Consider the following 25,758-nt stretch of genomic DNA (forward strand, 5'->3'; position numbering starts at 1 on the left):
GTGACTTCGAAAAAGGAGTTGGCCGTTCATGGAGAAAGCGCAGTTCATGGAAAAATCGTTTTACTACCCGGTCAGTTGGCTCGAAGCCCAGCAGTATAAATATCAACTGGATCAAGAGGGGATTCCCTACTCGATACAGTCCCCGCTTGACCTTCCTGTGCTCGAGGAAGGCAAACTGGCAATTGTCTTTCCCTCCATTCCTCTGCGGGTTTACGTTTGGGTACGCTCATTGTTTTACCGGGATGGTCTCCGCTATCCAGACTTTTCGTGAAGGCATGGTTTGAGCATCCATACAGAAGCGTGACAGCCCGCCTTGATTTTTTTATGATAGTGGTATGCAGTAAAGGTGGTGAATCCTTTGAAAAGTATAAAACCCGGCCGCGGCCCTTCCGCCATGGGGGCAGCTGGAAGCATTTTCGCCGTAATCTTCGGTATATTTTGGACCATCATGGCATTTGTCATCACGCAGGACTCCCCTTTTCCCGTAGTAGGCATAATCTTCCCTGCCTTTGGCCTTTTATTTATCGGGATGGGAATCGCACAAGCCGTCTACCATTACAAAAACGCGACAGGCAAAGAGCGAATGTCCTTGTTTGACATTACGGATTCCAGAGAAGAAGGCGACCCGTTACACCGCCATTTCAGCTCTACATCCTCTGTATCGGAGCAGAATACTGGACGTTTTTGCCCCTACTGCGGAGAACCAGTCGAAGCCGAGTACCGCTTTTGTCCCAAATGCGGGAAAAGCATGCCTTCCTCCGGTTAATCTTTAGCCCTCTTCCTGATTCCCGAATAACCCCTCTTCCTTCTTGTCATTCTAAGGAAGAAGGAGGGAGCATCCATGGATTCTCACAAGACCCGTCCGGAAGCGGAGCCATCCGTCGCTCCGGGAATGAACACACATGATCAGTTGGAAGAAAAAGCATCTGAGCAAGAGGTAAACAACGGCGATTCCACGACTGTTACCCGTCTCTTCCTCGATCGAACGCCGGATGAGTAGATGCGATATATGCTGGAATGCGACATGTTCGCCCATCAGATTTCGCTTCGCGATCTGCTGTGCTATAATGGATGCGGCGAAGTCTTGGCTCCCTCACGCAGGGAGCTATTTTTTTGTCATTTGACAGCACCTGCCACTCTTCTTGATGAACTTAGCGAAGAATGGATGGTTTTCTCTTTTTTACAAAACAATTATAATGTAACGGATAACTTGTCTACTTCGTCCTATAGTGACAACAGATTTTTCAATGACACAACTGGAGGGTAAACATGAAGAAACTTCTGTCAATCCTACTGATAGCCGTGTTGCTGCAAGGCTGTACTTCTTCCAAAGAAACGCCTTCGACTGGCACACCGGCTCAACCCCCTGCCACAGAACAACCGGCACAGCAGCCTTCTGATCCCGCTCAACCGGAAACACCGCAGCCTGGCACTTCGACTCAGCCAACAGACGACCAAGATAAAAATGACGAAACAAACAAAAACGATAGTTTCCATGTGGCCTCTGTAGAAAAAACGGGCGAAGACACCTTTACGATAAAAGGTAAGGCCCGCGTGTTCGAAGGCAACTTTCAATATGTAGTGGAGGACGGTCACAACGAGCTGACCAAAGGAAACGTCCAAACCTCGGCAGGGGCTCCTGAATGGGGAGATTTTGAATTCACAGTCAAGGTAAAAAAAGACCAACCCAATTCGACCTTGACTCTGGTTTTGTTTGAGTCCAGTCCCAAGGACGGAAGCCGGAGAATGGAATTGCCCATTGCCCTGCCCTAAAGAGATGACCGGATACGACATGATCTGACCTGATGAAAACCCGCCGCGAATCAACGGCGGGTTTTCGTTTATCTGTTTTTTGCCGGGCGTACTGGTGAAACCGTGAACCTTACGAAAACGGTTGTGTTCTTCCGCAAAAAGGCAACTTAATAGTTGCTCCCCCCTCCGGCATATACTAGCTGATGAGGAGTGTGATGATGTTGGAAAACAAATCGGTCTACTACGTAACCAGTTGGGATGATGCCGCTGTCTATACACGGGCGTTGGAAGCCATGAATATTCCGCACGCTGTCGAATCTCCCGGCAGCCCGCTCGATCTCAGTGAAGGCCAGCTGGCGATTGTCTTGCCACATTTGCCTGCCAGGACCCATTCCAAAGTTCGCGAGCTGTTCCAGGGCGAGGGCGAGAGGTATCCGGATTAAGAAGATGACTGGTGTACTCATCGCCGCGGGCATCATCGGCTCATTTCTTTTGTCCGGTTATTTCATGACCAAATGGGAAAACGAGGTGTTCCCGGGCAATCAAGACACACAAGCAGACAACGAAGAAAAGTCCGTCAAATGACAGAAAGCATGGTCACATACGAGACTGCTTCGGACCGAAGTCCTTGCAGACGGCATGCGGACCATGCTTTCCTGTTTCTTGATATTGGCGCAGCTTTGCTACTTGCATTCGCTTCTCTTGCTGCGGTCAGGAAGCCGCGCTTTTTTCGGCGGAGGTGAGATACACATTCTTGCCAGCCCCCAAGCCGACCAGGAATAGCAAGAAGGCTACGATGAGCAGCAGGAAGAGCGGCATCGTCCAGCCTTGTGTCACGTCATGGATAAAGCCAAAAAGAGTCGGGCCGAGCGCAGCCAGCAAGTACCCGACCGATTGGGCCATCCCGGACAGCTCAGCCGCTTCGGCCGCACTGCGTGTACGCAGCGAGAAAAACATGACTGCCAAGCTGAAGCTGCAGCCGCCAGCGATACCGATCAGAATAATCCAGAGCGGCATGAGCACCGTATTTCCAGCCAGCAAACCCGCGTACCCTATGAACATGCATCCTGTCGTAATGGCTACGAGCAGACGCTGATTGGATACTCTCCCTGCAAGCACCGGCATCAGGAAGCTGCCAGGCAGACTGGCGAATTGCATCAGGAACAGCATCCACCCCGCAGCAGAAGGACTTACACCTTGATCCTGAAGAATCTGCGGAATCCATGCTATCCCCACATAAAACACCAAGGACTGCAGCCCCATAAACAGTGTCACTTTCCACGCAAGCGGAGATTTCCAAATTGCCCCTGCAGTCGAACCCGCTCTAACCGAAACTGCCGTTTGTGCGTTTTTGCGCAACTGTGGCACCCATACGGCCAATGCGATAAAAGCCAAAATGGCCCAGCAGATGAGCGAGCCTTGCCACCCGAACGAAAGACCGTGAGCAATCGGGATGCTCACCCCCGAAGCGATGGCAGCGAACAAATTCATCGCCATGGAGTAAGCACCGGTCATCACTCCTACCTTTTGCGGAAAATCCCGCTTGATCAAGCTTGGGATCAGCACATTGCCGAGAGCGATAGCCAAGCCGAGCAAGGCGGCCCCGATAAAAAGCAGCCAGACCGAGTGGAGGGAGCGGAGAACGATTCCTGTCAGCAGGACAAGCAGGCTGTACATAATCGTCTGTTCCATCCCGAACCGCCGCGATATTTTCGGGGCGAGCGGTGAAAGCAGGGCAAACGCGAGCAGCGGCAGGGTGGTCAGCAGACCGGCGACCGTATTGCTAATGCCGGTATGATCGCGTATCTCCCCAATGATAGGACCGACAGCCGTTATCGGTGCCCGCAGATTGGTGGCAACAAGTATAATCCCGAAGGCGAGCAGCCATATGCCGGCCCGTGCTCCTTCACGGGATAAAGCTTGATCTGTATTCATTTTGCATCTCCCCGTTCTTGATCCTCGAAAGCCTGCTGCGCTGCTTCAATATGAGCCCGGACAGCGAGTATTGCCTCTTCCGGTCTGCCCGCGACAATCGCATCTATCAGCTCTCTGTGGATTTTTTTATGCAGGGCGAGTCGCTTGGACGCAGCCGAGAAAACCACTTTGTCTACCGTCTCTCCAATGGACTGCTGGATCGACTCAGTCATGTGCTCATAAAGCTCCAACAGGATGCTGTTGTGCGCTGCTTTTACGATAGACATGTGAAGCTGCACGTCTGCTTCAATATAGGTCTGGGCGTTATCGGCTACCTCGCTTGCTGTCAACCAGGTCTTCATGGCTTCCACGTCTTCCGGCGTTCTCCTGAGCGCAGCAAGGCGGGCGGCATCCTGCTCCAGTGCAGAACGCACCTCCAGCGTTTCTGTCAAGGCAGAGCGCTGAAAACGACGCTGCAGAGCGGCACCCAGTTCACTGGAAGAGCAAACATAGGTGCCGTCTCCCTGTCTTGTTTCCAGCATACCTGTATGCACCAAGGCCCTGACGGCTTCCCGTACCGTGTTGCGGCTGACCCCCAACTGATTGACCAGCTCCGGCTCTGGCGGAATTCGCGTGCCAACCGGCCAGTCCCCTGACTGGATCAGGGAATAGATCTGTGCTACAACCTGCTCCACCAGTGTCATTCTCCCTGCCTGTTTTAATTTCATAATTCTCACTCACCACCAAACGTAGGATGATTGGATGTTTTTGATTATAACATAGGCGAATGGTGTGTCAACCCATCAACTCTTTTGAAAATAGGATTATAGACCCTTGCTCCCGTTATTAAAGATGGGCTTTTTTAAAATTTTTTACAAAAGTTACAGGAAAACAGTAAAAAAGACCTACCCTTCTGACGATAAAGGTAGTAGACGCTTTTTCATTTTTCACCTGACCAATGATTGGTCAGGCTTTTTTTCTGTTCCAATCGAGTAGGAGGGGGCGACTAACCCCCGTCCTCTCACACCACCGTACGTACCGTTCGGTATACGGCGGTTCACCAAGCTTGACGAATTTGAGAATATCGTTGCACTAAGCTTTTCAGCCCTTGTTGTTGCCAGTAGGCAATGCCGAGGGCTTTGTGTATATGCGGAGACTTTGTGGTACGCCATGCACCCTTGCGGGTATTTGCAATTTCAATGGCTTTTACGTGAGATATGCCAAGAGAACGAAGTTCTCGATATCTGGTTCTCACGCGTTTCCACTGCATCCACAAACAAAGACGGAGCCTGCGCCTTGTCCATTCCTCAATGGATTGTAGAATGCCCTTCGCGTCTGCAAGGGCGAAATATCCAATCCAGCCCATGAGGTACTGATTTATTCTTTCAATCCGCTTCTCCATCGAGATGCTCCACACCGGATTCGTGATCGTGCGGATTTTCTCTTTTAGCTTGAGGAGGGATTTGGGGTGGATGCGAATCCTTGTCTGTTTTGCAAAGGTAAAACTAAAGCCCAAGAATTTTCGTTTCCATGGTCGGTCTATCGCGCTTTTCTCCTCATTTACTTTTAGCCTTAGTACCTTCTCCAAGTGGTTTTGAATACTCTTCTTTACTCGTTCCCCTGCCCGTTTTGTTTTCACGTAGATGTTACAATCGTCTGCGTAGCGGCAGAAACGGTGGCCTCTCTTTTCGAGTTCCTTGTCCAAATCATCAAGTAGGATATTTGCCAAAAGTGGGCTTAACGGCCCACCTTGCGGTGTTCCTTCACTTGGTGTTGTACAGACGCCATTTATCATGATCCCCGCATTCAAGTAGGAACGAATCAGTCTTAAAATTCTCTTGTCCTGAACTTTTCGAGCCACACGGCTCATTAGAATATCATGATTTACGCGATCAAAGAATTTCTCTAGATCGATGTCCACCACGAAACGATATCCTTCGGAAATATACGCTTGCGCTTTCCTTACTGCCATGTGAGCGCTACGTTTTGGACGGAACCCATAGCTAGATTCCGAGAAGGTGGGGTCGAAGATCGGCGTTAACACTTGGAGGATGGCCTGCTGAATAAAGCGGTCTACCACGGTGGGAATGCCTAATAACCTTACACCACCGTCAGGTTTCGGGATTTCGACTCTGCGAACAGGTGAAGGTCTATAGGTTCCCCTTTCCATCTTCTCGCGGATGGCTTGCCAGTGTTCACGTAGATAATCGCGTAGTTGTTCGGTTGAAACACCATCGACTCCACCGACACCTTTGTTTTCCTCCACTCGTTGGAGTGCCATCCGTAAGTTTTCCCGTGATAAGACTTTTTCCAGCAAATCCATAATGATGTTCCTTCCTTCGCACATGCGGACTCCGTGCTTGCTGTACGATACTCAGCCCTCTTTTGTACCCTCGGGGCTTCACCCCTGCTCTTCAAAAGTAGTTCCTTGACAGAATTCTGCTTCGACGTACCGTATCAAAAGACATGGATCGCATGCTGACTTGATGTTCGGCCCTTCCCCATTCAAGCGTCCTCTACTCGGGTACTATGGCCTCTGCTGACTTCTGCATGTTCAGCGTCTCCTTACGGAGACGGTTACCAACAGTTGAAGGCGTTTCATGCAGACCTCCCCAGGTAAGAACGATAACTTTCATCCCATGTACCTGCCCAAGTTTACTACTGTATCCCTTGGCTGTATGGGGCTTTGTCTTGTTTGGCAGACTCGCCCGGATACAACAGCCTCAAATTGGGTTCGTGTACCTCAGGTCGGGATTTTGCCGCCGGCTTCCTTCAGATTCGACCTCGCGGTCGACACCCTTGCCTTGAGCTAACGGTTGGTACAGCCAACCCCCGTTCGGGACTTTCACCCTATAGCTATCGCCCATGCTGGGCGCACCAAAAAATCCCCCGTCCATGCATTCGTCCGGGGGCCTATACCTATTCCTTTTAGCTCCTGCTACAAACCAATTCGCGGTTATATCATGCACTCGTTTTCTGATATCACCAAAGGGATTCCGTTCTCCCCAAAAATACGTACTACGCGGATATATTGATGTACAGGGAGGTCCGGGAACATAAATGCAATTTCGCCGCTCGGAAAAGACGTGACGATGTGCGGGATGGAATCGGGTATCTTGGCCAGCTCGCGCCGAAAAGCAGCGGCCTTTCTCCACGGTACTTTAAAATAGAAGGAAGGACGAATCACGGGCAAACACGCTCCTTATTTGTTTCATTTCTGTATCGGAGAGTGCCGGGGCATCGAATATATGAAAAAAGCTGCGATATCGAGCTATAGGCATGATAATTTTGACGGGACTTTTGTATTAGTTTTGCTCTCTGTTTCATTCATGAATAGCTTCTTACACCAATGCTCTGTATCTTCCGTTTACTTTGCAATACCTACAAAATGAGACTCCTCTTTTCCGTTGCGGACCAATTCACAAACGATCGCACTATGATTGGACAAAATTTTCCATGCCAGTAGCAACTCATTTTCGTTTGTCCTGTTGTGGCATTTTTTTACATGCCGATCAACCCTTCGATCAGAGGCCAAATTAACACTATTTGCGTTTCCCTGCAAACGAAATAGAAAAAGCCCCTTCCATTTGCCCGTAAAAGACAATGAAAGAGGCGATTATGTATCGGATAAAAACGTCGATATGGCGAGCATTTGATGAAAAATGATGCCCCCACGCGGAATCGAACCACGAACTGATCATTACGAGTGATCTGTTATACCGTTTAACTATAGGGGCAGGTTCAAGACAGTTTCTCTTTTTCTGCCTGGTAAAATAATACCCAGCCGTTTTACAAAAATTATTCTAGTAAAAAGAAGGCTAAAAATCAAGAGGAAATTTTAATGTTTCCACTCGATTTCAGCCTTCCGCAAAACGTCGCCAATCGGCGCATCTTGTATCAACAGATCGGCAATACCGTCGAGATGGGTAGCATCCCGATTGATAATGACCAGCTTCGCCCCTCTTGCTTTCGCCTGCTCTGGAAACCAGTTGGCCGGACTTACGGCAAGCGATGAGCCCAGTACAAGGAACAGGTCTGCCCGCTCTGTCCATTCCACCGCTTGTGCAAAGGCGGCTTCCGGAAGCGATTCTCCAAACAGCACGACAGAAGGACGCAAAAACCCGCCGCACTCGCACGCGGTCCCCCCCTGATCCAAATAGCGGGCAGACTCGTATTTGTTTGTACAGCGCATGCAGGTAAGCGTGGCTAGTGTCCCGTGGAGCTCCGCAACACGCCGGCTGCCGGCACGCTGATGAAAGCCGTCCACATTTTGCGTAATGATCCCCTTGATCTGTCCCCGCCGTTCCCATTCGGCCAAAATCACACCTGGTGAGGCTTACACGACAGAAGCCCTTCCACTCTCATCCGGTAAAAAGAGACAAATTCCTCCCGATTGTTGCGAAGAGCATCTGTGCTGGCGAGTCTTGCCGGGTCTTTTCCCTGCCACCATCCCGTCCGTGCAGAACGGAAATCAGGCAGTCCGCTTTCCGTTGACATCCCGGCTCCCGTGAAAACGATGGCGTGGCGGGCATCCTTGAGCAGCTTGTTCAATTCGTCCAAAGCCTTCCCCTCCTCTCACGAATGCATACAATTGTTCATATTTTATAGGAAGTCAACGACAAAGTACACGGGGAGGAGCAGTCAAGATGAACATCTATCTCGTCTCAGACATCCACGGTCAGTATCAAGCGCTTCGCGAAGCCTTGCAGCGGGTTTCCTTTTCCCCGGAACGCCAAGACAGCCTCTACGTAATCGGAGACATGGTCGACCGCGGCCCCCAATCAAAAGAGGTACTGGAGTATTTGCTCAGTCTGAAGAATGCTTATCCGGAGCAGATTTTCTTGCTCAAGGGAAATCATGAGCAGATGTTCGAGGACTGGCTGAAGGGGAATATGGATCCCACTTTGTATTTGCTGATGAATGGCGGAGATGCCACCGTGCGCTCGTTTTTGGGGCGACAGGCATTGCGCCGCGCCTTTCTTGGCGAAGTCCCCCCCGTCGAAACGCAAAACGCAGCGCGCGAAGATATTCTTGCCCGTTACACGTACTTGCTCCCCACTCTCGAATCGCTGCCTCTCTACCAAATGCTGCCTGCCAATGAATCCACCGGAGGGCAGCCGCCGCTGCTCGTGCACGCAGGCATTCGGCCGGGCATCCCCCTTTCCAAACAACGTCCCGAGGACCTCCTCTGGATTCGAGAGCCGTTCTACGATCATTACAGGGGAGAAGAAATGGTTATCTTCGGTCACACGCCCGTCCCCAGGCTTCCCGGGTATACCGGACAGGGCCCTTGGCACCACGGGAACCTGATCGGCATCGACGGCGGAGCGGCGTCCCCGCAAGGCGGCATTCTCCTCGTCAACTGGCCTTCCCTCCGGTATGTTTATGTTCCGCTCAGAGGTCTGCAATCGGCTCCCCGGGTACGCCTCACTTAACGAATGATCGGCGGGGGAGTTGCCGAGAGCAGACCCGCCAATATCAAGGCCGCCAAGACAATGATGAGCTCAAGGCGCAGCGTCCAGGACAGCTTCTTCGCCAAGCGGAGAGCGTCTTTTTCCTGCAATCCGGAAAGCACGGTCAGTCTGGGCATTACCCGTCCGCGATGGAATGCGGCGATGAGTAGCGCCAGCAAAAACGCGCCGATCTTGGCGGTCAGGATGAGCCCGTACGAAGTGGTCGCCAGCTGCTGGAGCTGTGAGAAGCGGAGCAGCCCGAGGACAATGCCTGTCCCGGAAATGACTGCGACCGAATACAGTGCCAACTGGGCGAATTGGCTCATCAATTTGTGCATGGCAATCAGCCCATCGGGATTCATGGCGAGCCGGAATGACAATACCGTCAATCCAGACAAGCCCCCCATCCAGATGACTGCCGCCGCCATATGGAGAACGTCAGAGGTCATCGAAGCAAATCTCTCCTGTCCTGCCATGGCGTGACCCGTCAATGGGAACGTGCAAAACAGGGCGATGACTGCTATCGTACTTCCCCACCGGAAATGAGCCGTATAGCGCACTGCCAGAAGAAGCAGGAAGCAGAGCAGGGGCCGAATCCATCCGATCGTGCCTGTCATCGTTTCACGAAGCAGCGTCAGCATGTTTTCCCCAAAGCCTCCCGGCAAGCGAAGCATGTCAGCCAAAAGGCAGATTCTTACGGCACCGCTCACCGCAAAAAAGAGCATGGCCAGCCAGATGATCAGCTTGACCTTTCTGCTGTGGAGCCACTTGGTGTCGATGGCCCGGACAAACCCTTCCCACCTGGAGAGAAACACCAAAATGCCTAAGCCTCCCGCAACGAGCACATCTGCCATCCGCAGCCATCTGTTCCATGCCTCATGAGCCTCGTGGTTATGGTCTTCCGGGGAGGCAAACTTGTCGGCGACAATTTCTACGCCGCTTTCCCCTTTTGTAACCTGGGCATCCGAGGAGCCATTTCCTTTTCCAACGGTTACGGAAGGCTGCTGTCCGTTATTTGCCTGAACCCCCGAAATGGACACCGATGGGGCTTGACCGGCTTCGTCGGCGGGAGATGTCTGTTCCGCTTTTACGGAGTTTTTATCCGCTTCCGCTGAAGAGGACTGCCCTGCTGTACCCGGGGCTGCAAGCTGTGAAGATCCTGTATTTTGCGATTGCCTGGCATCTTGGCTGTCAACGGGAGCTTTTTTCACTTCTTGTTGCGGGCTGGCAGCCTTTGAATCGGCGTAAGGAGCGGCCTTCTCTTCACTTTTTGAGCCTTTTGTTTTTTCCGTCGCTGCCGAAGCGCTCTCGTTTTGTTTAGCCGGTCCGTTTTTTGACTGATTCAAAGCTTCCTGTTCCTGTGCCGGAAGAGCAGTGGGCGGCGGAACAGCAGCTTCAGTCGTCTCGTCCCCGTCCAGGGAGACCGTATCAGCCGGACGATGTTTGGGCAGCGGTACTCCTACAGCGAATCGGAACGAGCCTTCCGTAACATGAGTATCTACCGACAACACTTGCCATTCCACACGGTATATACCGTTTTTCAAGGAAGAGACCGGCATCACGAGCGTCTTTTTTCCCTCTGCCCGAAACGTACCCGGTACGACCTCTCCCTGCTCTGTTTTCAAAACGAGCGAGCTCACATTTGCATTGATTTCCTCCGTGAAGGATATCCGTATCTCCTTCGGCGAGGTTTGCAGCTCTGACTCCTGCTGTGGCGAGGATTGATCCACATTGGCATGAGCGTACACAAATGACGGAACACTGCACACCATGCATACACACAGACAGAAGTAAAGGAGCCATCTTTTCATACGTTGTTCCCCTTTCCATTTGCCAAGCCCTTTCGCCGCCGAGAAATAGCTTCCGGCAGAGAAGACGACTAGAAAGCCGCCGAAAAACTTTCGACGGCTTTTTCCGATTGGCTATCGCTGCTTATTTCTTCGTGATGACAATCGCTTCCGGCAAAGTGCCGATCGGTGCCAATACTTCGACTGTCGCTCCTGCTTCCATTGCGGCTTTCCGCAAATCCACCTGGCCGGTTCCCTGATAAGCAGGATTCAAAGCCGTTTTCACGAATGTAGCTGGTACAGTCGTCTTCCCGTCAGCCGATGTCAGCCCGGACACGTCAGTCAGCTTGCCGTTGATATAGACGAGCGGCTGCGCACCCTTCGCCTTTTGCGCCGGGAGGGAAAACTTCCCGTTCTGGACGGAAAAGGTCATGGTTGCCTCGTAATTGGTTGTATCGTATTGACCTGCCACTTTTTCATCGGTAGCCGGTTTCGCCCGGAGCAGATAATAGTCAGCCGGGCCAGTCGTAAAGGCAATCGTGCCATTTGCATCTGTCTTGTAGATGGCCGCATCACTGGTGCTGCGGCGGATCAGGGTAATTTCCGAGTTTGCAAGCGGCTTCCCTTTTAGCAGCAGTTGAACAGACACCTTCTGATCAGGTGTAACCGCTGCCGGGTTGAACTGCGGCACCAGCTCCGCCCGATCCAGGCTGACCGGACGGCTGAAGCCCTTCAGCTCTTTTACTCTTTCCAAAGAAGGGATATCGCTGACGGCGACGAAGGATTTAGCACTGCGCAATGTCCGGCTGGAGACCTCGGCATTTTGAAAGAGACTGTCTCCTTCCACGGACACGATGTATGCACCCGGGGTGGAAGCGGAAAAAGAAGCTACGTAATAGTTGTTTTTCCCCGGCTCTGTCACTTCTTTCTCTTCTCCCGTATAAAAGAGAGTCGTGGTAATATCTGCTTTGCTTCCATTCGGAGAGGTAACGTATACTTTGGTAGAATCGGTACTCCACTTGCCCTCGATGCGATAGCTGCCATGATGGTTGGAGTGGTTTCCGAACAGCAACTCTACGTACGAAACCTCGCCAGCCGAGACAATCGGTGTATTGGTTTGCGACCAGCCGTCATGTGCCGATGCCGGTACAGCGAGCAGGCACGCCAAAGCGAGAGCAGGAATAAGCGTCATTCGTTTTTTCATGGTTGAGTTCCTCCCGATCGATTGTTTTTCCTTTGATATCCAGTCTCAGTATATGGCTCGTCCGCTGGATTGAGTATGACTCAACAGGGCTATCTTTGAGGGGCCAGGGTTGAACGATATGTGAACGTGGGTGAAAACAGGCAAGTTCAAACAGCGTTCACAAGTTGTTACTTAACATAAGTCACTTCCTTTATGTAATTATGGTAAGATAATGGGCGAGGTGTTGATATGAGACGAGAGAGTATAGTGGAGCAAGCGCTCTTTGCAGCCTGGGTGGTTTCCCTGGTCGCAACCGGGGGCAGCTTGTTCTTCTCGGAAGTGCTGAAGTACATTCCGTGCGAACTGTGCTGGTACCAACGAATTTTTATGTATCCGCTGGTCCTTTTGCTCGGGATCGCTTCCGCAAAAAAAGATTACGGAATTGCGCGATATGCCCTGCCTCTGTCTATTATCGGGGGAGCCATTTCACTCTATCACTATCTGGTACAGAAGGTCCCCGCTCTGCATGAGCTCGGCAACGCGTGCGGAATCATCCCGTGCAACACGGACTACATCAACTGGCTAGGCTTTATCACCATTCCGTTCCTGGCGCTCATCGCTTTTCTTTTGATTACCGTACTGCTTATTTTCATTCGTACCAATGGGAAGGAGAAGTAAAGCATGAAAAAGATCATTATCCTATCCGTCATCGCTGCTGTATTTCTGATCGGAGCCGTCGTGTATTCGGATATGGCCAACAAGCAAGCTGCAGAAGGAAATCCTTTCGGCAAAACAAATCTGAATCCGGCTACGATCGCTCAATTGGATGACCCCAATTACGGAAATCAAATTCTCCCTGACGAATTGAAAGCAAAGCTGGAAGGGAAAGAAGAGCTGTTCATTTACTACTACAGTCCGACTTGCGAACACTGCCAGCGAACGACACCCGTCCTGGTTCCGGTTGCCGATGAGCTGAAAGTGGATGTCAAGAAGCACAACCTGCTCGAATTTGCATCCAGCTGGGATGCGTTTGCCATTGAGTACACCCCTACTCTCGTCCACTACAAAGATGGAAAAGAAGTATCTCGTCTGGTCGGCGAACAGACAGCCGATGAATTGAAACAATGGTTTCAGGAACAGAAAAAATGACTTGCAGCCTCCCAATTTACGGGAGGCTTTCCTGTTCTCGCATAAAAAAGGTGGCGTTTATGTGAACACTCTTGTAAATCAACAGGGAAATAGCCCGTTTGAGTCATCTTTTTCTCCCCCTTTTTGCCTATAATGTTGTGGGAGCAGGAAAAGACTTTTCACACCGCCGGGCAGGATACTTGCCCCAGCGAAAAGAAACCGTCCGCTTTTTGATGCAATTTGACAAAAGCAGGGGTTTCTCGTAATTGTGATGACAGAAAGTGAGGATGTACAAGTGAAACGACATATATGGACAGTGATTGCCTCGCTCGCCCTGATCGTGGGCGCGGGCTGCAGCAAAGAAGAGAATGCCCTCCCCTCTGGGTCTCCTATTGAGGTAGCCTTGACGATTGAGCCGCAGGAGGTCGTAGCCAATGAAGCGGTAACCTTCTCGATAAAAGTGACCCAAGACGGTGCTCCTGTCGACGATGCCAGGGAAACGGAATTCGAAATCTGGAAGGATGGACAGGAACAGCACGAAACCATCCCGGCGACACTCCAAAAAGAAGGAGTCTACACCGCCCAAAAAACGTTTGCCGAGCCAGGAGCATACAACGTGATGTACCACGTGACAGCCCGCGATTTTCACAATATGCAAACACAGACCTTTACGGTAAAAGGCGCCGCTGATCAAGCTGACGGCTCTCATGCAGCGCACGAGCACGATCAGGCTTCCCAGCCGGAACATTCGGCTGCGCATGAACACGGCAGCTCTCACGGGTCAGAGGAACACCATCACGGTGCCGTTGTCAATATGCACTTTCAGCCGGCTGAGTCAATCAAAGCAAATGAAGCTGCTTCCTTGACGGTTCATGTGCAAAAGGACAACCAGGCTTTGACGGAAGCTGCGGTCAAATTTGAAATCTGGCGCGAAGGCGAAGAGAAGCACCAGTATGTGGATGCCAGCGAAAAACAGCCTGGCGAATACACGACGGCAAACGCCGCTTTCCCTGCTTCGGGTACGTACACCGTCAAGGTGCATGTGGAAAAGGGAGAGATCCATGACCATAAGGAATTCTCGGTAACCGTACAATAAGCCTTGCCATTCGAATGTTTGCGACAAGCCCCGCCCACTAGTATGAGCGGGGTTTTTTACGGCTTGGGCAGCCCGGCCGCTTTTCCGTTTTCTCAATATTTTTACATATCCACAGAAACTTTCATCTTGCAGAAATGTCCATGGACTGATATAAGAATCGAGTAGAGAGAAGTTGGGAGAGGATACGATGAAAAAGAACAAACGATCATTTTTGCTTGCACTCGCCTGTTTTGGCATGTTGAACGGACTGGTACCTTCTGCCGAAGCCGCGACAGTTCCGTCCGCCCCCACGATATTGCTGGATGGGTATCCGCTGACCTTTGCCGCTGAACCCAGACTTGTTGAGGGCAGAACCATGGTTCCCTTCCGTGTAATCGCGCAAGCGTTGGGAATTGACGTACAGTGGGACGGCAAAACGCGAACGATTACGGCGGACAAGGACGGGAAGCACATACAAATGCAGCTGGATAATCCGCAGGTTATGGTGAACGGCGTGGCCACGCAGCTCCCCGTCGCCCCCTTTGAGCAAAACGGGCACACCTTGATCCCCCTGCAGTTTTTCAGCACGCAATTCGGTGCGCAAGTAAACTGGGAGCCTGCCACACGGACCGTTTCGATTGCTTCACCGCGCCAGAAGCTGCATACCACGGCGTTTTACGCGATTTCATCTTATTCGCAGCGGCAGTATATCCCGGCGTTTGATGCAGTCGCGTTTGGTTGGGCCCGGATCGACGGCAATGCTCAGCTTACCCTTGAGGGGAAGGATTTTTATTGGCCGAAGCCGGCAAATGACATCACTCCCGAGAAGATCATCGAAGCCACCAAAGAACAAGGGACGGCTCCCTCTCTCATGGTGTTTGCCACAGACGGCACCGGAGAGCTGACGCGCCTGCTGTCTGAACCCGGTCTGCGTGAGCGTGCGATAGCTGAAATTGTCTCGCTTGCCAAGGAAAAAGGGTTTGCCGGTGTGTCACTAGACTTCGAAGGTCTTGGACTGAGCGGCGATATCGCATTGGCCCGCCAGCAATTTACCGAGTTCGTTCAGTTGTTGGCGAAACCTTTGCATGAGTCAGGCATTTTGCTTTCGCTCGTACTTCATCCCCTCAACAGCTCCTATCAGGGGTATGACTACGCCTCTCTTGGCAAGGTGGCCGATGAGCTCGTATTGATGGCCTACGCGTACGAGGACGAAAAGCGTCCCGAGCCGATGGGTAAAGTAAATGAAGCAATCACGATGGCACTGGCACACGTGCCAAAGGAAAAGCTGCTGCTCGGAATTTCAGCAGCCAGCGAAGACGAGCAGTCAATTGACAGCAAGGTCGGTCTGGCCAAACGCCATGGATTGAAGGGCATCGCTCTATGGCGCCTCGGACTCATCACCGAGGCCGAAAAGGCTCGCTTGGCCCAATCCATCGAAATGAAAGAAGCTGCTCCAGCCTTTCTTCAATAATCCTCATGACGATAGCAACGCGATCTCCATAGACTCATTGGAATCCCCCGTATCCGCCAAGGACACCGGGGGATATTTTGTTGTGTCTGCTTTTTCAAGGCGCCTGTGCCAACTGGAAACGATGTTGTTTTTTTCTAGGATTTAGGTAAAATGAAAGTATGGTCCCCTGCATATGGAGCAAGGGGCCACCTTTTATTATATGGGGGGATTATGCATGAAAATGAGGCGAACACCGTGGCGACTCGCAGACTTTGCTGACCGTTGGTTCATTCCAATACGAACAGGAGATGAATACGATGAACCGTAGTACCCTGCCTAATTCCATGCACCGCCGTTTGGTGGAGCAGTTGGTTTTCTTTGACGAACAACGCATTCCTTTTTTAGATCTTCATTTTGCCGGTAAACACAACGAACGCCAAAAAGCCAATCAGTGGCTGGACCAATATGTTTCTACTGTGGAAACACTGCTGAAGGAAACGAAAGATCAAGAGACTTCCCTATTGCCCAAAGTGGTGATCGGATCGCAAGTTGCTTTGCAATACGTGGATGACGGGTTGGAAGAGTCCCTGACGATCTGCTTTCCGGAACATACTGACCCCGATCTGGGACGAATCTCGTTCCTATCGCCTATAGGTCGACAACTGCTGATGAATCCTGTCAATGAGCCGGTCCGTCTGGAAATGCCCATGGGGACGCAGGAGGTCATTGTCCGCTCGATTCGTTTTGTCGACTGGTAACGTTGAAAATAACAGCAATCCCTTTTCCGTACTGTGCGATTGCCTTCACAATACACGACAGAACCGCGGCCACCCGACAGGGAAGGACCGCGGTTTATGGTTTTCCCCTAAAAAAAGAGCCGCTTTCGCAGCGGCTCTCATGTTCTCATTTTAAAAGCAAGTAAAGGATACAATCCGATTTAAAGCTAAGCCGAAGTATTGCCATGTGAAGCCGTTCCATCGATAGCCTGCAACTGTGGTGCGGCTGACGAAAACGGGATAAAACCAGAACGACCGGCCGTTGCGCAGCCAGACGAACGTAAAGCGGAACAAGCATCCTCGGAACGATCCGCGGTCTACGCGGAACTGCTGCCCGAAGGAACGAGGAGCGCTCGGTATCCTGCTAGGCGGCGGTACAGATGGCGGGGGCGGGAAGCCTCCGGGAGGGAATGCGCTGCTTCCAGGCGGCTGACTGCTGCTGCCGGGGGGAAAACCACCACTGCCAGGGGGAAACGGAAAACTCATGATCGTTACACCTCCTACAAGTTTCCCTATATAGAAATGCAGAAAAAGGCAGAAAGGCATGCGCGAATGCCGCTGGTCAATCATCCATTTTTCCGCGACTGCCGTCTGGCTCATGTCCTTGCTTTCTGTTTTAAGGGGAAATAAAAAGAGCGGTTGCACTGCAACCGCCCTGGTGATGGCTATTTCGGATGTTCATTTGATGCTTGCTCTGACTTACTCGACGTGCGATTAATACGGACGCCCGCCCATGATAAAGCGGTATTCCCAGTGGGTATCAGAAAAGTTGGTTATTTTCACACCGCCCGATTCTTTGGAAAACGTTTGCAACAGCTTGTCATCTCCCATGTAGATGCCTACGTGGGTAATGCTTTGCTTGAGGGGATCGACTCCTTTGTAATCCGACTCTTTCCAGCCGCGATAGCTCATGAAAAAGACGAGATCCCCTTTCTTCAACTGTTTCATGTCATAGGTATAGTGACCGTGCTGCTTCACATAATTCGCTTGCGAACGGGCACCGCCTCGTCCCATGTCGATTCCCAGACCATCCCGGTACGCCCACATCGTAAATTCTGAGCAGTCCATCGTATCTTTATTGGAGCGGGTAGAGCCGTATTGATACGGTGTCCCCAAATATTTTTTTCCAGCCTCGATCACCTTGTCTCCTTTGGACTCGGCATCATTGTTCACTGGTGGTTTCACAGGGGCTGGATTACTTGTGCCTGTCCCATCCGTCAAAAAGGAACGCACCCCAACCAGTTTGCCTGTATAGGCGGACAGACGTTTTTCCACGACCTCGTCTTCGCCTTGCGAGGAATAGATGAACCGGTCATTCCCGACATAGATCCCCATAAAATTGGGATTGCCGGTCCCCTTGCTGGAGAAAAACAGCAGGTCGCCCGCTTTTACCTGATCCTTGCTCACTGTTTTTCCGGAACGATACAATTCAGCGATGGTGTCCTCAATGGTTACGCCTACTTTTCCAAATATGTACGTGGCCAAACCTGCAGAACCGAACTGAGTCGGGCCTTCCGCTCCATATTTGTAATCCTTTCCCAAAAGCGATTGGGCCAAGGCCGCTACCTGCTCCGCTTTGCCGGAAAGTTGCGAATCATCAGACGCTGCGGCTGCTTGTCCATTTTCTGCGAACATCAGCAGGGATGTACCAAGCATGACGGCAACCGTAGACTTCTGTATCCAATCTCGTTTCGTCACTCGCATTCTCCTCCTAGCTGTGTTTTCCCAACAGATTGGGTACGCAACCAGTTTAAAGCAAAAAGGGCGCAGCCGATAAGGCTGTAAATCTTTCCAACAGTGGATTTGATTACATAGTCCGAGGACAATAGCCCTATTTTTCCTGTATATATAGCAACACAAAACAAAGCGAACCAGCCTCGAGCAACATTCGAGGGGGAGTGGTTCGCGCAGCTATTCTTATCCGTTTTGCTCGGAAATCGCGGAGGCTTTTCTGCACAAAAAATCGACCGTCCGGTTCATTCGCAGGCGGTGAGAGCCTTTCACCAAAAAAGAAGTATCCGGACGAATGTGCTCATGCAGCATTCGATGCAGCTGTTTTTTGCTTCTGCAAAGGATTACCCTCTCGGGCGGAAAACCTGCCCGAATCGCACCTGCAGCGATATAACGGGCATGCTTGCCTAAAGCATACAAATAATCTACTTGTTTTCTGCAAGCATACTTCCCGACAAAAGAATGTCCTGGAACTGTGTACCTGCCCATTTCCAGCATACTGCCAAGGATCGCGATCCTGGTGCCCGGTTTCAAGCTCCTCCAAAACATCCAATGCCGCTTTTACCGCCTGTGGATTGGAACTGTATGTGTCGTCGATCACATTGACATTGGGTCCGACATTCATGGTGTCAATCTTCGGTTCTGCGGCTGGAATTGCCGCAACCCTTTTTCGATCCCTGAGACGGGAACTCCCAGTTGATGACTGACTGCGATGGCAAGCAGCGCATTGGAGACATTATGCTCACCTCTGACCGGGACAAAAAACGGAAATCGCTCTCCATCGATCGAACAATGAAAGCGGATGCCGTCCCCCTCCCGCTTGAGGCCGCTCGCCTGATAATCCGCTTGGTGCTTGATACCGATGGTGAAAAATTCCCCCTGGAACCTTCCACGAAAAGGCTGCTGTGTGAATTCGCGAGAATACGAGCAGTCCACATTGAGAAACACTTTTCCCTTTGGATCCATCGCACGTATCAATTCGGACTTTGCCATCGCCAGCGCGCGTATATCGCTCCCGACATTGCCGACATGCGCAGAACCGATGTTCGTAATCACAGCGTACCCAGGCTGAATGATTCGGCAATGGCGGGTGAGATCGCCTTTGTACAGCAACCCGTATTCGAGAACTGCGACCTGATGCTCGGGTCCAATCTGCTGGGCATGAGCCTTCAAGTTCCCCAAATAATTTCGGTTCCCTCTAGACTTGTAGATCGTAAATTGCGTACTCAGGATGGATGCGATCATCTCTTTGGTCGTGGTTTTGCCAGCACTCCCTGTAACCGCGACGACTGGCAGATGAAGCTGCACAGGCTGTTTGGCTTTTGCCCTTTTTCCACCCAAACGCCTCAATGGGCATCTCTCCTTTGGTTTCCAGGTCCACTTCCGCGTAACTATCCTATGAGCGTTCGGGACAGCCCGTATAGACCTCTAACCAGCCAAGCAGTTCCGCAGTCGGCTATTCTCTACCATTTCCTCTGGATCTGGATCAAGGAGAGAACAAATGACTTTATTTCTACTTGGCGCTCCGGCAACGAGGGAAGCCTGCCCTTCCCCGTCACGATCATCGGGGCCAGAGAGTCTTCGCGGTGCAAAGAACCGTGATTGCCTCCGCCCGGATGATTCGGGGACCGGTTCACATGAAGCTCCGTTCCCGGCATTGCAGTAGCTACGAGAAATTCTCCCTGGTGAGAATCGAGCGAACCCTTCAGTCTGGAAAACGCATCCGGGTATTCTGGCGACCCGATTCTCCGCTCTTTTCCGTGGACCGCAAGACCGAGCACGGACCAATCGCCCTCCACATCCCACAACTTCCCGAATTCGTCCCGGTACGCCTGCCCCTCCCTGTAGCGAAGCCACCGCTCCGAACCTCCCCGCCTCACATAAATCCACCCTTGCTCCTTCCACGCGACCAAATCAATCCGCGGATCGCTTGCAAACAGAGACACCAGCGCTGCGAGCGGGGCACGCTGGGACAAGGAGTAGACGTAGCACATCCGCCCGTTCACCGCAATTGCCACATCATCGTCAGGAGCGGCTGTCCTCCCCAGCGGTGTGTTGCGGTAACCTCGGGCCTGCATCAGCTCGTCCAGATCGATAACTGCCGTTTTTTTCTCCGCCACTGTCGCGGTAACGCCGCTGTCCCCCAGCAAAATAAATACGTGATCACGGAGCGCACGTTCCCAATCGCCGAATGCGTTCAGCAGCCGCTGCAGCCGTTCGTCCACCTCCAGCACCCCTGATACATCCGCAGGGCCTTTTTTATGCAGTTTTCCGTCCAAATCCGGAAAGTAGGCAAAAGTCACATCAGGAAGTGTTCCTTCTTTTATGAGCTGAAGAAGGCTTTGAAGCGTGTATTCGTCATGAAATCCATAAGCATGGGCGGGCCCCGTCGGCAACGGTGCCGGACTCACCTTTGACAAGGCGCCAAATCCAAGCAGATTCGGTCCCATCACATTCACCCGGCTGCTGCCCATCACCAAGCGAAGCAATTCGTTCGGGAAGACAAGCTGATGGGGAACATTCCCCCGATAAATCAAGCCGTTAATGGAAGCGGAAGTAAATCCGGCCTGGTGCAGCTCCTCGTGGAGAGTGCGAACCCGCTTTGAGAGATGAACCTGGTTTAAGTTCATCAAGGTGTCTGTCAGCAAATTAACTGGCCCCTGCTGCCATACCGCTCTTTGCCCGTCACCGTAGTTGACGATCCTTCTCTCAGAAGGGTGAAACCATAGTAGGCCAGGGATATTGTGCTCATCCGGATACGTTCCGGTCAACATGGAACTGTCTATGGTGACGGACATCGTCGGGAATGAGCTGATTACATCTCGCTTGTACACCCCGTTCTTGATCAAAAAGCCGATTGCCGGCAGCTTGTTTGCTTGCATCAATCGGTCTATCGCAGCCGATTGGAGCGAATCGACGAGCAGCATGATCACCTTGGGACGGCTGTCAGCAGACCGATTTTCTCCAGACAAAGGCAATTCTTGTTGGATGTGCGGCTTGGCGCATGCAGCTATCGCGCTGAGCATCAGTACGAAGCTGAGCGCTAGCAATAGAGACTTTCGTTTTACCGGCACGTTGTGTTCCCCTCCGCGATGTTTCGATCAGGCAGTATTTGTGTATGGTTAACATTTACACTCCCCAGCCGGAAACAACATTATCCCATCTGTCCCACGACGCCTGTCCCTTTAAATCAAAACAGCCCTGCTAAGCAGAGCCGCAACTTGTGCCGGGGAAGCCACGCCGTCCGGTTCGCGGAGGCGCAAAAATCTGTGTAAATGTTCATTGCTTGAGAAAACTGTTACAAACAATACTTGTTTGCGTTACAATAAAAGATGGTTGGCTTTTCCACTTTGCCGCCGAAAAGCAACTCTCCAAGCCAGGCGTCAGGCCAGCCCCTCCCAGGACGAATCCAGCTCTTTTACATAGACAGTCTTCCAGATTCTCAGAAAGTAGGTGGCTCTTTGGAATTTACGACAGACAGCATTATTTTGCTCTTTGCCATCCTTTTGGTTGTCGGTGTTCTGACCACGAAGTTTTCCTCCCGGATCGGCTTGCCCTCTCTCGTATTCTTTATCGCCGTCGGCATGTTCCTCAATCAAATCATTTATTTTGACAACGCCGCCCTGACCCAGCTCTTCGGCATAATGGCGCTGATCGTCATTCTTTTTGAGGGCGGCATGCAGACAAAGTGGAGCAAAGTGCGCCCCGTGATTGCTCCGTCTTTATCGCTGGCTACGCTGGGAGTTGTCTTGACCACGCTGGTTATTGGCGTATTTGCCGTATTCATTCTCCAGCTCTCCTGGCTCGAGGGGCTGCTGTTTGGCGCTATCGTCGGTTCTACGGACGCCGCCGCCGTATTTGCCGTGCTTGGAAACAAGAACATCAAAGAGCGGATTACCTCGCTTTTGGAGGCAGAGTCGGGAACAAACGATCCGATGGCCGTTTTTTTGACCGTCTCGTTCATCCAAATGATCCAGGAGCCCGAAGCCAGCTTCTTTACGATGATCCTTTCCCTGATCTGGCAAATGGGCTTTGGCCTCGTGATGGGATTGCTCCTGGGAAAAATCTCGGTCTGGGCGATCAACCGGATCAATCTGGATTCGTCAGGGCTTTATCCCGTGCTCGCCTTATCCCTCGCCGTGCTTACTTACAGCGGAACTGCGCTGCTTCACGGCAGCGGCCTGCTCGCGGTGTACGTCATGGCTATGGTTGTGGGCAATTCCGATTTGACCTATCGCCATTCGATCTTCCGCTTTAACGAAGGCTTCGCCTGGATGATGCAAATCCTGATGTTTATTCTGCTGGGGTTACTCAGCTTCCCGGACGATCTGCTGGTGATCGCGTGGCAGGGGCTTGCTCTCTCTGCACTGCTCATGTTTGTTGCCAGACCGATCGGCGTTTTCATCAGTACCGCCCTCACTCGCTATTCGCTAAAAGAAAAGATGTTTATTTCCTGGGCGGGCTTGCGTGGAGCCGTTCCGATCGTTCTGGCCACGTACCCGTTGCTCGCTGGACTGGACAATGGGATTCTCTTCTTTAACGTCGTCTTCTTCGTCGTGTTGACATCGGCTCTGATTCAGGGTGCGACGCTCTCCCCGCTCGCTCAGAGATGGGGGCTCACCAGTGCACAAAAGCCGGTGATTCCGCACAGCCTGGAGCTGGTCTCGATCGGCAAGACAAACTCGGAAATGATGGAAATCGAGGTAAAGGCCGGTACCCGTGCCGAAGGACAGGACCTGCAGTCTCTCACACTTCCGGAGAACACCTTGATCACAGCCGTCATCCGCCAAACAAAGTTGATCACTCCGCAAGGCTCGACTACACTTAAAGCAGGAGACATTTTGTACGTGCTCTGCGAAAAGAAAATGCGCGAGAGCGTGAAATCGGTCTTCCTGGAGCAGATGCCGGGCAAAGAAAGTGAGCAGTAGCACGGTCAGCGGAACCGTCCAAATTCCATCTCCACACTCAATCGCGAGATCTTCGGAAAGCGGTGTATGAAAGCCTTTTGTCCGAAGATCTTTTTTACTTCCCTCTTTACAGACCGACCGTCGGTTTGTATACTTTAACATGTAACACTTCCAGGGAATTTTTTCTTCCCCTCGAAAGGATGATCTGTTGATGATATCGCGAGCCAACGATTCCCCCAGCTTTCGTCTCCTGCTGGAAACGACCGCAGCGTGCATTCGGGAAAAAGGCTGCAAAAAAACAACGCTGCAGGAGATTATGAACCGGTCCGGGCTCTCCAAGGGAGCCATTTACCACTATGTGCGAAGCAAGGATGAGCTGTTCGGTCTCATCCTCAAGAACAAGCTGGAATCATTGAGCGACAGCTTTTATCAAACGGCGTACGCGAAAAAAGATTTGCATCATCCGATGGAAGTCATCGCTGCCAGTGTCCGGCCTTTTGCCAATCCGGATGACGTGACTACTCCTATTTTCTTGTATTTGCTCAGTCAACAGGACCAAGCATCTGTAAGAAGCATCCTGGAGGACGTGTACCGTCATTCAGAGGAGAACTCGATCAAGTGGATCGAGCTTGGAAAAGAGGCTGGTGTCATCCCTGAACACATCGACGCTCGCAAAGCAGTCCGGCGGTTTATCACGTATTCGTATGGACTTCGCGTCAGAAGCGTCATCAGTCCGGATGAAATGGAAGAAGCGATTGCGGACTACTATGAGCTGATGAAGCGCGAACTGACGAAGCCCAACACCTAAGGGAGGATTCATTATGGCGGGATTTGAATTATTCAGGATTATTCATATCATTGCAGGCTTTCTTGCGTTAGTTGTCTTCTGGATTCCGATCGTTACGAAAAAAGGAGGAAAGGCGCATAACCGCGTCGGCTGGGTGTACGTCATCTCCATGGCCGCCGTCGCTGTGTCCGCCCTCTATATGGGGGTGTGGCGCATCGGCTTTGACCCGGACCGGACCTTGGCTTCGGTCTCTTTTGCCTGGTTTTTGATCTATATCTCCCTGCTCAGCTCGGCGACGGCCTGGTACGGCATGCGGGTGCTGCGATTTAAAAAACGCGTTTCTGCTCACCGCAACCCGTGGGATTTGCTGTTTCCCGGCCTGCTTTTCATCTCCAGCTTTTTTATCGGGGGCTACGGTTATCTGATCGACTCGCCGCTGCTCAACTGGTTTCCGCTCGTCGGCGTATTTCTCGGCGGCACTCAGCTCAAGTATTGGCTTCGCCCGCCTGCTACAAAAATGCACTGGTTTTTTCAGCACATGTCGGGCATGATGGGCTGTTGTATCGCAACGATTACCGCCTTCACCGTGTTTGGAGCGCCCCGTCTGCTTCATCTGGAGAGTGTAAATCCGATCATCTGGTTTTTCCCTACAATCGTGATAACCCCGGTTATTGTCGGCATGAGTGTCTATTATCAAAAGAAGTTCTCGAAAAAACCGATATCGCCAGGCAAGTAAACAGCCAAAGGAAGGCAGAATGGGATGCCTTCCTCTGTTGCCGTCTTCAGCCTACTTTTTCTCAGCCATTTCGCCAAATCGCTTAACCAGCTTTTCCTGATGCGCTTTCATGATCTCCTCTGGCCCCACACCGTACTGCTCGGCAAGCAGAACCAGATTCCCCAGTACATCACCCATCTCCTCGATCAGCTCGGCACGAATTTCTTCAACAGAACGATCCCCTTCATCCGGCCGGTCTCTTCCGATCTCCGTCGTCCGTACAGCACGTGCCAGTTCGCCCACTTCTTCCATTAAAAAACCGACCCGGATAAAGGGCCCGTACTTTGTCCAGCCGCGTTCTCCGTAAAAATCATTGACCCATTTTTGAAAATGATCCAGATTCATCGATCTATCCTTCCTTCTTCCAAGATTCACCTGTATACTATACCTTGGCAAAAGTCCGGTCAACTGCCGTCTTTAGCGAAGGAGGAAGAGCAATGAAACGAATTTGTGTCTATGCTGGCTCCAATCCCGGCACCAAACCCGTTTATACCGAGAAGGCAAAGGAATTGGGAATGGAATTGGCCAAACGGGGTTTGGAGCTCGTATACGGCGGGTCCAACATGGGTCTGATGGGAAGCACAGCAAACGCCGTCCTGGAAGCCGGAGGAGCCGCGATCGGGGTCATGCCTCGCGGGTTGTTCCGCGGAGAAATGGCCCACAGCGGGTTGACCCAATTTTATCAAGTGGAAAATATGCATGAGCGTAAGGCAAAAATGTCTGAGCTCTCTGATGCGTTCATCGCCCTGCCCGGCGGCTATGGAACCTTTGAGGAGCTGTTCGAAGCGCTCTGCTGGGGACAAATAGGCATTCATGAAAAGCCGGTAGGTGTCTTGAACGTCGATGATTACTACTCCCCGCTGATTCAGCTCGTCGAGACTGCCGTCGCAGCCGGCTTCATGCCTGCTACCCATAAGGAATTGCTGATCGTCGACAGCGAGCCTGTAAAACTTCTTGACAAGCTCGCTACGTACAAGCGTCCGAATCTGACAAATAAATGGAACGAACCGGATCAGTCATAATCAGACAGGGGCATTTGA

General features: G+C 51.7%; 27 protein-coding genes, 1 tRNA gene and 1 pseudogene. 16 read left to right on the forward strand and 13 right to left on the reverse strand.

Annotated elements, in window-relative coordinates; all coding sequences use genetic code 11:
* The first annotated feature begins 46 nt into the window (after positions 1 to 46).
* From V5G20_RS18640 to V5G20_RS18665, 6 genes are all read left to right on the forward strand, one after another.
* Entirely contained in the window at positions 47 to 271 is a 225-nt protein-coding gene (locus V5G20_RS18640; RefSeq protein WP_024983697.1) for a hypothetical protein, read from the forward strand.
* An 87-nt stretch (positions 272 to 358) separates the two neighbouring features.
* Entirely contained in the window at positions 359 to 766 is a 408-nt protein-coding gene (locus V5G20_RS18645) for a zinc ribbon domain-containing protein (protein WP_003390787.1), read from the forward strand.
* Positions 767 to 841: 75 nt separating this feature from the next.
* The gene (locus V5G20_RS18650) at positions 842 to 1,000 is read left to right on the forward strand and encodes a hypothetical protein (RefSeq protein WP_170208371.1); all 159 of its coding nucleotides are present in this window, start codon (positions 842 to 844) and stop codon (positions 998 to 1,000) included.
* A gap of 269 nt (positions 1,001 to 1,269) precedes the next feature.
* Entirely contained in the window at positions 1,270 to 1,773 is a 504-nt protein-coding gene (locus tag V5G20_RS18655) for a Gmad2 immunoglobulin-like domain-containing protein (RefSeq protein WP_172920846.1), read from the forward strand.
* Positions 1,774 to 1,970: 197 nt separating this feature from the next.
* Positions 1,971 to 2,195: a hypothetical protein gene (locus V5G20_RS18660; RefSeq protein ID WP_003390793.1), complete on the forward strand. Its 225-nt coding sequence runs from the start codon at positions 1,971 to 1,973 to the stop codon at positions 2,193 to 2,195.
* A 4-nt stretch (positions 2,196 to 2,199) separates the two neighbouring features.
* A complete protein-coding gene (locus V5G20_RS18665; protein WP_161785207.1) occupies positions 2,200 to 2,337 on the forward strand; it encodes a hypothetical protein in 138 nt (45 codons plus the stop codon).
* Between the two features lie 126 nt (positions 2,338 to 2,463).
* Here V5G20_RS18665 and V5G20_RS18670 read toward each other — a convergent pair whose 3' ends face one another.
* The 5 genes and pseudogenes from V5G20_RS18670 to V5G20_RS18690 all read right to left on the reverse strand — a co-directional run bounded on the left by V5G20_RS18670 (position 2,464) and on the right by V5G20_RS18690 (position 8,226).
* Entirely contained in the window at positions 2,464 to 3,687 is a 1,224-nt protein-coding gene (locus tag V5G20_RS18670) for a CynX/NimT family MFS transporter (RefSeq protein ID WP_251238042.1), read from the reverse strand.
* A complete protein-coding gene (locus tag V5G20_RS18675; protein ID WP_024983694.1) occupies positions 3,684 to 4,394 on the reverse strand; it encodes a FadR/GntR family transcriptional regulator in 711 nt (236 codons plus the stop codon). Before V5G20_RS18675 ends, V5G20_RS18670 begins: the two co-directional genes overlap by 4 nt.
* Before the next feature lie 329 nt (positions 4,395 to 4,723).
* Positions 4,724 to 5,989 carry a group II intron reverse transcriptase/maturase gene (gene ltrA, locus V5G20_RS18680; protein WP_338463478.1) on the reverse strand — a complete coding sequence of 422 codons (1,266 nt, stop codon included), beginning with the start codon at positions 5,987 to 5,989 and terminating at the stop codon, positions 4,724 to 4,726.
* Between the two features lie 1,343 nt (positions 5,990 to 7,332).
* Positions 7,333 to 7,403, reverse strand: a tRNA-Thr gene (locus V5G20_RS18685).
* 101 nt (positions 7,404 to 7,504) lie between these two features.
* A pseudogene (locus V5G20_RS18690) lies at positions 7,505 to 8,226 on the reverse strand (NAD-dependent deacylase).
* 86 nt (positions 8,227 to 8,312) lie between these two features.
* Between V5G20_RS18690 and V5G20_RS18695 the strand changes: the two are divergent.
* Entirely contained in the window at positions 8,313 to 9,101 is a 789-nt protein-coding gene (locus V5G20_RS18695) for a metallophosphoesterase family protein (RefSeq protein ID WP_003390805.1), read from the forward strand.
* Here V5G20_RS18695 and V5G20_RS18700 read toward each other — a convergent pair.
* Together V5G20_RS18700 and V5G20_RS18705 are read right to left on the reverse strand one after the other, a co-directional pair.
* Positions 9,098 to 10,930 carry a copper resistance protein CopC gene (locus V5G20_RS18700; RefSeq protein WP_031932395.1) on the reverse strand — a complete coding sequence of 611 codons (1,833 nt, stop codon included), beginning with the start codon at positions 10,928 to 10,930 and terminating at the stop codon, positions 9,098 to 9,100. The two genes, V5G20_RS18695 and V5G20_RS18700, sit on opposite strands and share 4 nt — an antisense overlap.
* Before the next feature lie 121 nt (positions 10,931 to 11,051).
* Entirely contained in the window at positions 11,052 to 12,110 is a 1,059-nt protein-coding gene (locus tag V5G20_RS18705; RefSeq protein WP_003390809.1) for a DUF4198 domain-containing protein, read from the reverse strand.
* Between the two features lie 228 nt (positions 12,111 to 12,338).
* On the opposite strand from V5G20_RS18705, the gene V5G20_RS18710 reads away from it, so the two are divergent.
* The 5 genes from V5G20_RS18710 to V5G20_RS18730 all read left to right on the forward strand — a co-directional run bounded on the left by V5G20_RS18710 (position 12,339) and on the right by V5G20_RS18730 (position 16,500).
* Entirely contained in the window at positions 12,339 to 12,767 is a 429-nt protein-coding gene (locus V5G20_RS18710) for a disulfide oxidoreductase (protein WP_024985450.1), read from the forward strand.
* A gap of 3 nt (positions 12,768 to 12,770) precedes the next feature.
* Entirely contained in the window at positions 12,771 to 13,238 is a 468-nt protein-coding gene (locus tag V5G20_RS18715) for a thioredoxin family protein (protein ID WP_003390813.1), read from the forward strand.
* A 274-nt stretch (positions 13,239 to 13,512) separates the two neighbouring features.
* Positions 13,513 to 14,313 carry a FixH family protein gene (locus tag V5G20_RS18720; RefSeq protein ID WP_024985451.1) on the forward strand — a complete coding sequence of 267 codons (801 nt, stop codon included), beginning with the start codon at positions 13,513 to 13,515 and terminating at the stop codon, positions 14,311 to 14,313.
* A 187-nt stretch (positions 14,314 to 14,500) separates the two neighbouring features.
* Positions 14,501 to 15,763 carry a stalk domain-containing protein gene (locus V5G20_RS18725; RefSeq protein ID WP_338461757.1) on the forward strand — a complete coding sequence of 421 codons (1,263 nt, stop codon included), beginning with the start codon at positions 14,501 to 14,503 and terminating at the stop codon, positions 15,761 to 15,763.
* Positions 15,764 to 16,059: 296 nt separating this feature from the next.
* On the forward strand, positions 16,060 to 16,500 hold the full coding sequence (locus tag V5G20_RS18730) for a GreA/GreB family elongation factor (RefSeq protein ID WP_003390819.1): 441 nt from the start codon (positions 16,060 to 16,062) through the stop codon (positions 16,498 to 16,500).
* Between the two features lie 150 nt (positions 16,501 to 16,650).
* On the opposite strand, the gene V5G20_RS18735 is transcribed toward V5G20_RS18730, so the two are convergent.
* The 5 genes from V5G20_RS18735 to V5G20_RS18750 all read right to left on the reverse strand — a co-directional run bounded on the left by V5G20_RS18735 (position 16,651) and on the right by V5G20_RS18750 (position 21,323).
* Complete coding sequence (locus V5G20_RS18735) at positions 16,651 to 17,004, reverse strand: hypothetical protein (protein WP_003390822.1); 354 nt, start codon at positions 17,002 to 17,004, stop codon at positions 16,651 to 16,653.
* A gap of 228 nt (positions 17,005 to 17,232) precedes the next feature.
* Entirely contained in the window at positions 17,233 to 18,216 is a 984-nt protein-coding gene (locus tag V5G20_RS18740) for a C40 family peptidase (RefSeq protein WP_031932392.1), read from the reverse strand.
* A gap of 219 nt (positions 18,217 to 18,435) precedes the next feature.
* Positions 18,436 to 18,798 (reverse strand): glutamate ligase domain-containing protein, encoded by a 363-nt coding sequence (locus V5G20_RS27150; RefSeq protein ID WP_422387981.1) that lies wholly within the window; start codon positions 18,796 to 18,798, stop codon positions 18,436 to 18,438.
* Between the two features lie 72 nt (positions 18,799 to 18,870).
* Positions 18,871 to 19,599: a Mur ligase family protein gene (locus tag V5G20_RS18745; protein ID WP_338461762.1), complete on the reverse strand. Its 729-nt coding sequence runs from the start codon at positions 19,597 to 19,599 to the stop codon at positions 18,871 to 18,873.
* 113 nt (positions 19,600 to 19,712) lie between these two features.
* Positions 19,713 to 21,323: an alkaline phosphatase family protein gene (locus V5G20_RS18750; RefSeq protein ID WP_051925463.1), complete on the reverse strand. Its 1,611-nt coding sequence runs from the start codon at positions 21,321 to 21,323 to the stop codon at positions 19,713 to 19,715.
* A gap of 387 nt (positions 21,324 to 21,710) precedes the next feature.
* Between V5G20_RS18750 and V5G20_RS18755 the strand changes: the two genes are divergently transcribed.
* The 3 genes from V5G20_RS18755 (at position 21,711) to V5G20_RS18765 (ending at position 24,679) form a co-directional block, all read left to right on the forward strand.
* Entirely contained in the window at positions 21,711 to 23,177 is a 1,467-nt protein-coding gene (locus V5G20_RS18755) for a potassium/proton antiporter (protein WP_003390831.1), read from the forward strand.
* Between the two features lie 190 nt (positions 23,178 to 23,367).
* Entirely contained in the window at positions 23,368 to 23,964 is a 597-nt protein-coding gene (locus tag V5G20_RS18760) for a TetR/AcrR family transcriptional regulator (protein WP_024985455.1), read from the forward strand.
* A gap of 13 nt (positions 23,965 to 23,977) precedes the next feature.
* On the forward strand, positions 23,978 to 24,679 hold the full coding sequence (locus V5G20_RS18765) for a DUF2306 domain-containing protein (protein WP_003390835.1): 702 nt from the start codon (positions 23,978 to 23,980) through the stop codon (positions 24,677 to 24,679).
* 51 nt (positions 24,680 to 24,730) lie between these two features.
* Here the strand turns inward: V5G20_RS18765 and V5G20_RS18770 are convergent, their stop codons facing one another.
* On the reverse strand, positions 24,731 to 25,063 hold the full coding sequence (locus V5G20_RS18770; protein WP_003390838.1) for a MazG nucleotide pyrophosphohydrolase domain-containing protein: 333 nt from the start codon (positions 25,061 to 25,063) through the stop codon (positions 24,731 to 24,733).
* Between the two features lie 92 nt (positions 25,064 to 25,155).
* Between V5G20_RS18770 and V5G20_RS18775 the strand changes: the two genes are divergently transcribed.
* On the forward strand, positions 25,156 to 25,740 hold the full coding sequence (locus V5G20_RS18775; RefSeq protein ID WP_003390842.1) for a TIGR00730 family Rossman fold protein: 585 nt from the start codon (positions 25,156 to 25,158) through the stop codon (positions 25,738 to 25,740).
* The last annotated feature ends 18 nt before the right edge of the window (positions 25,741 to 25,758 follow it).

Origin of the sequence: Brevibacillus borstelensis, assembly GCF_036700025.1 — a bacterium.
GTDB classification, from domain to species: Bacteria; Bacillota; Bacilli; order Brevibacillales; family Brevibacillaceae; genus Brevibacillus; species Brevibacillus borstelensis.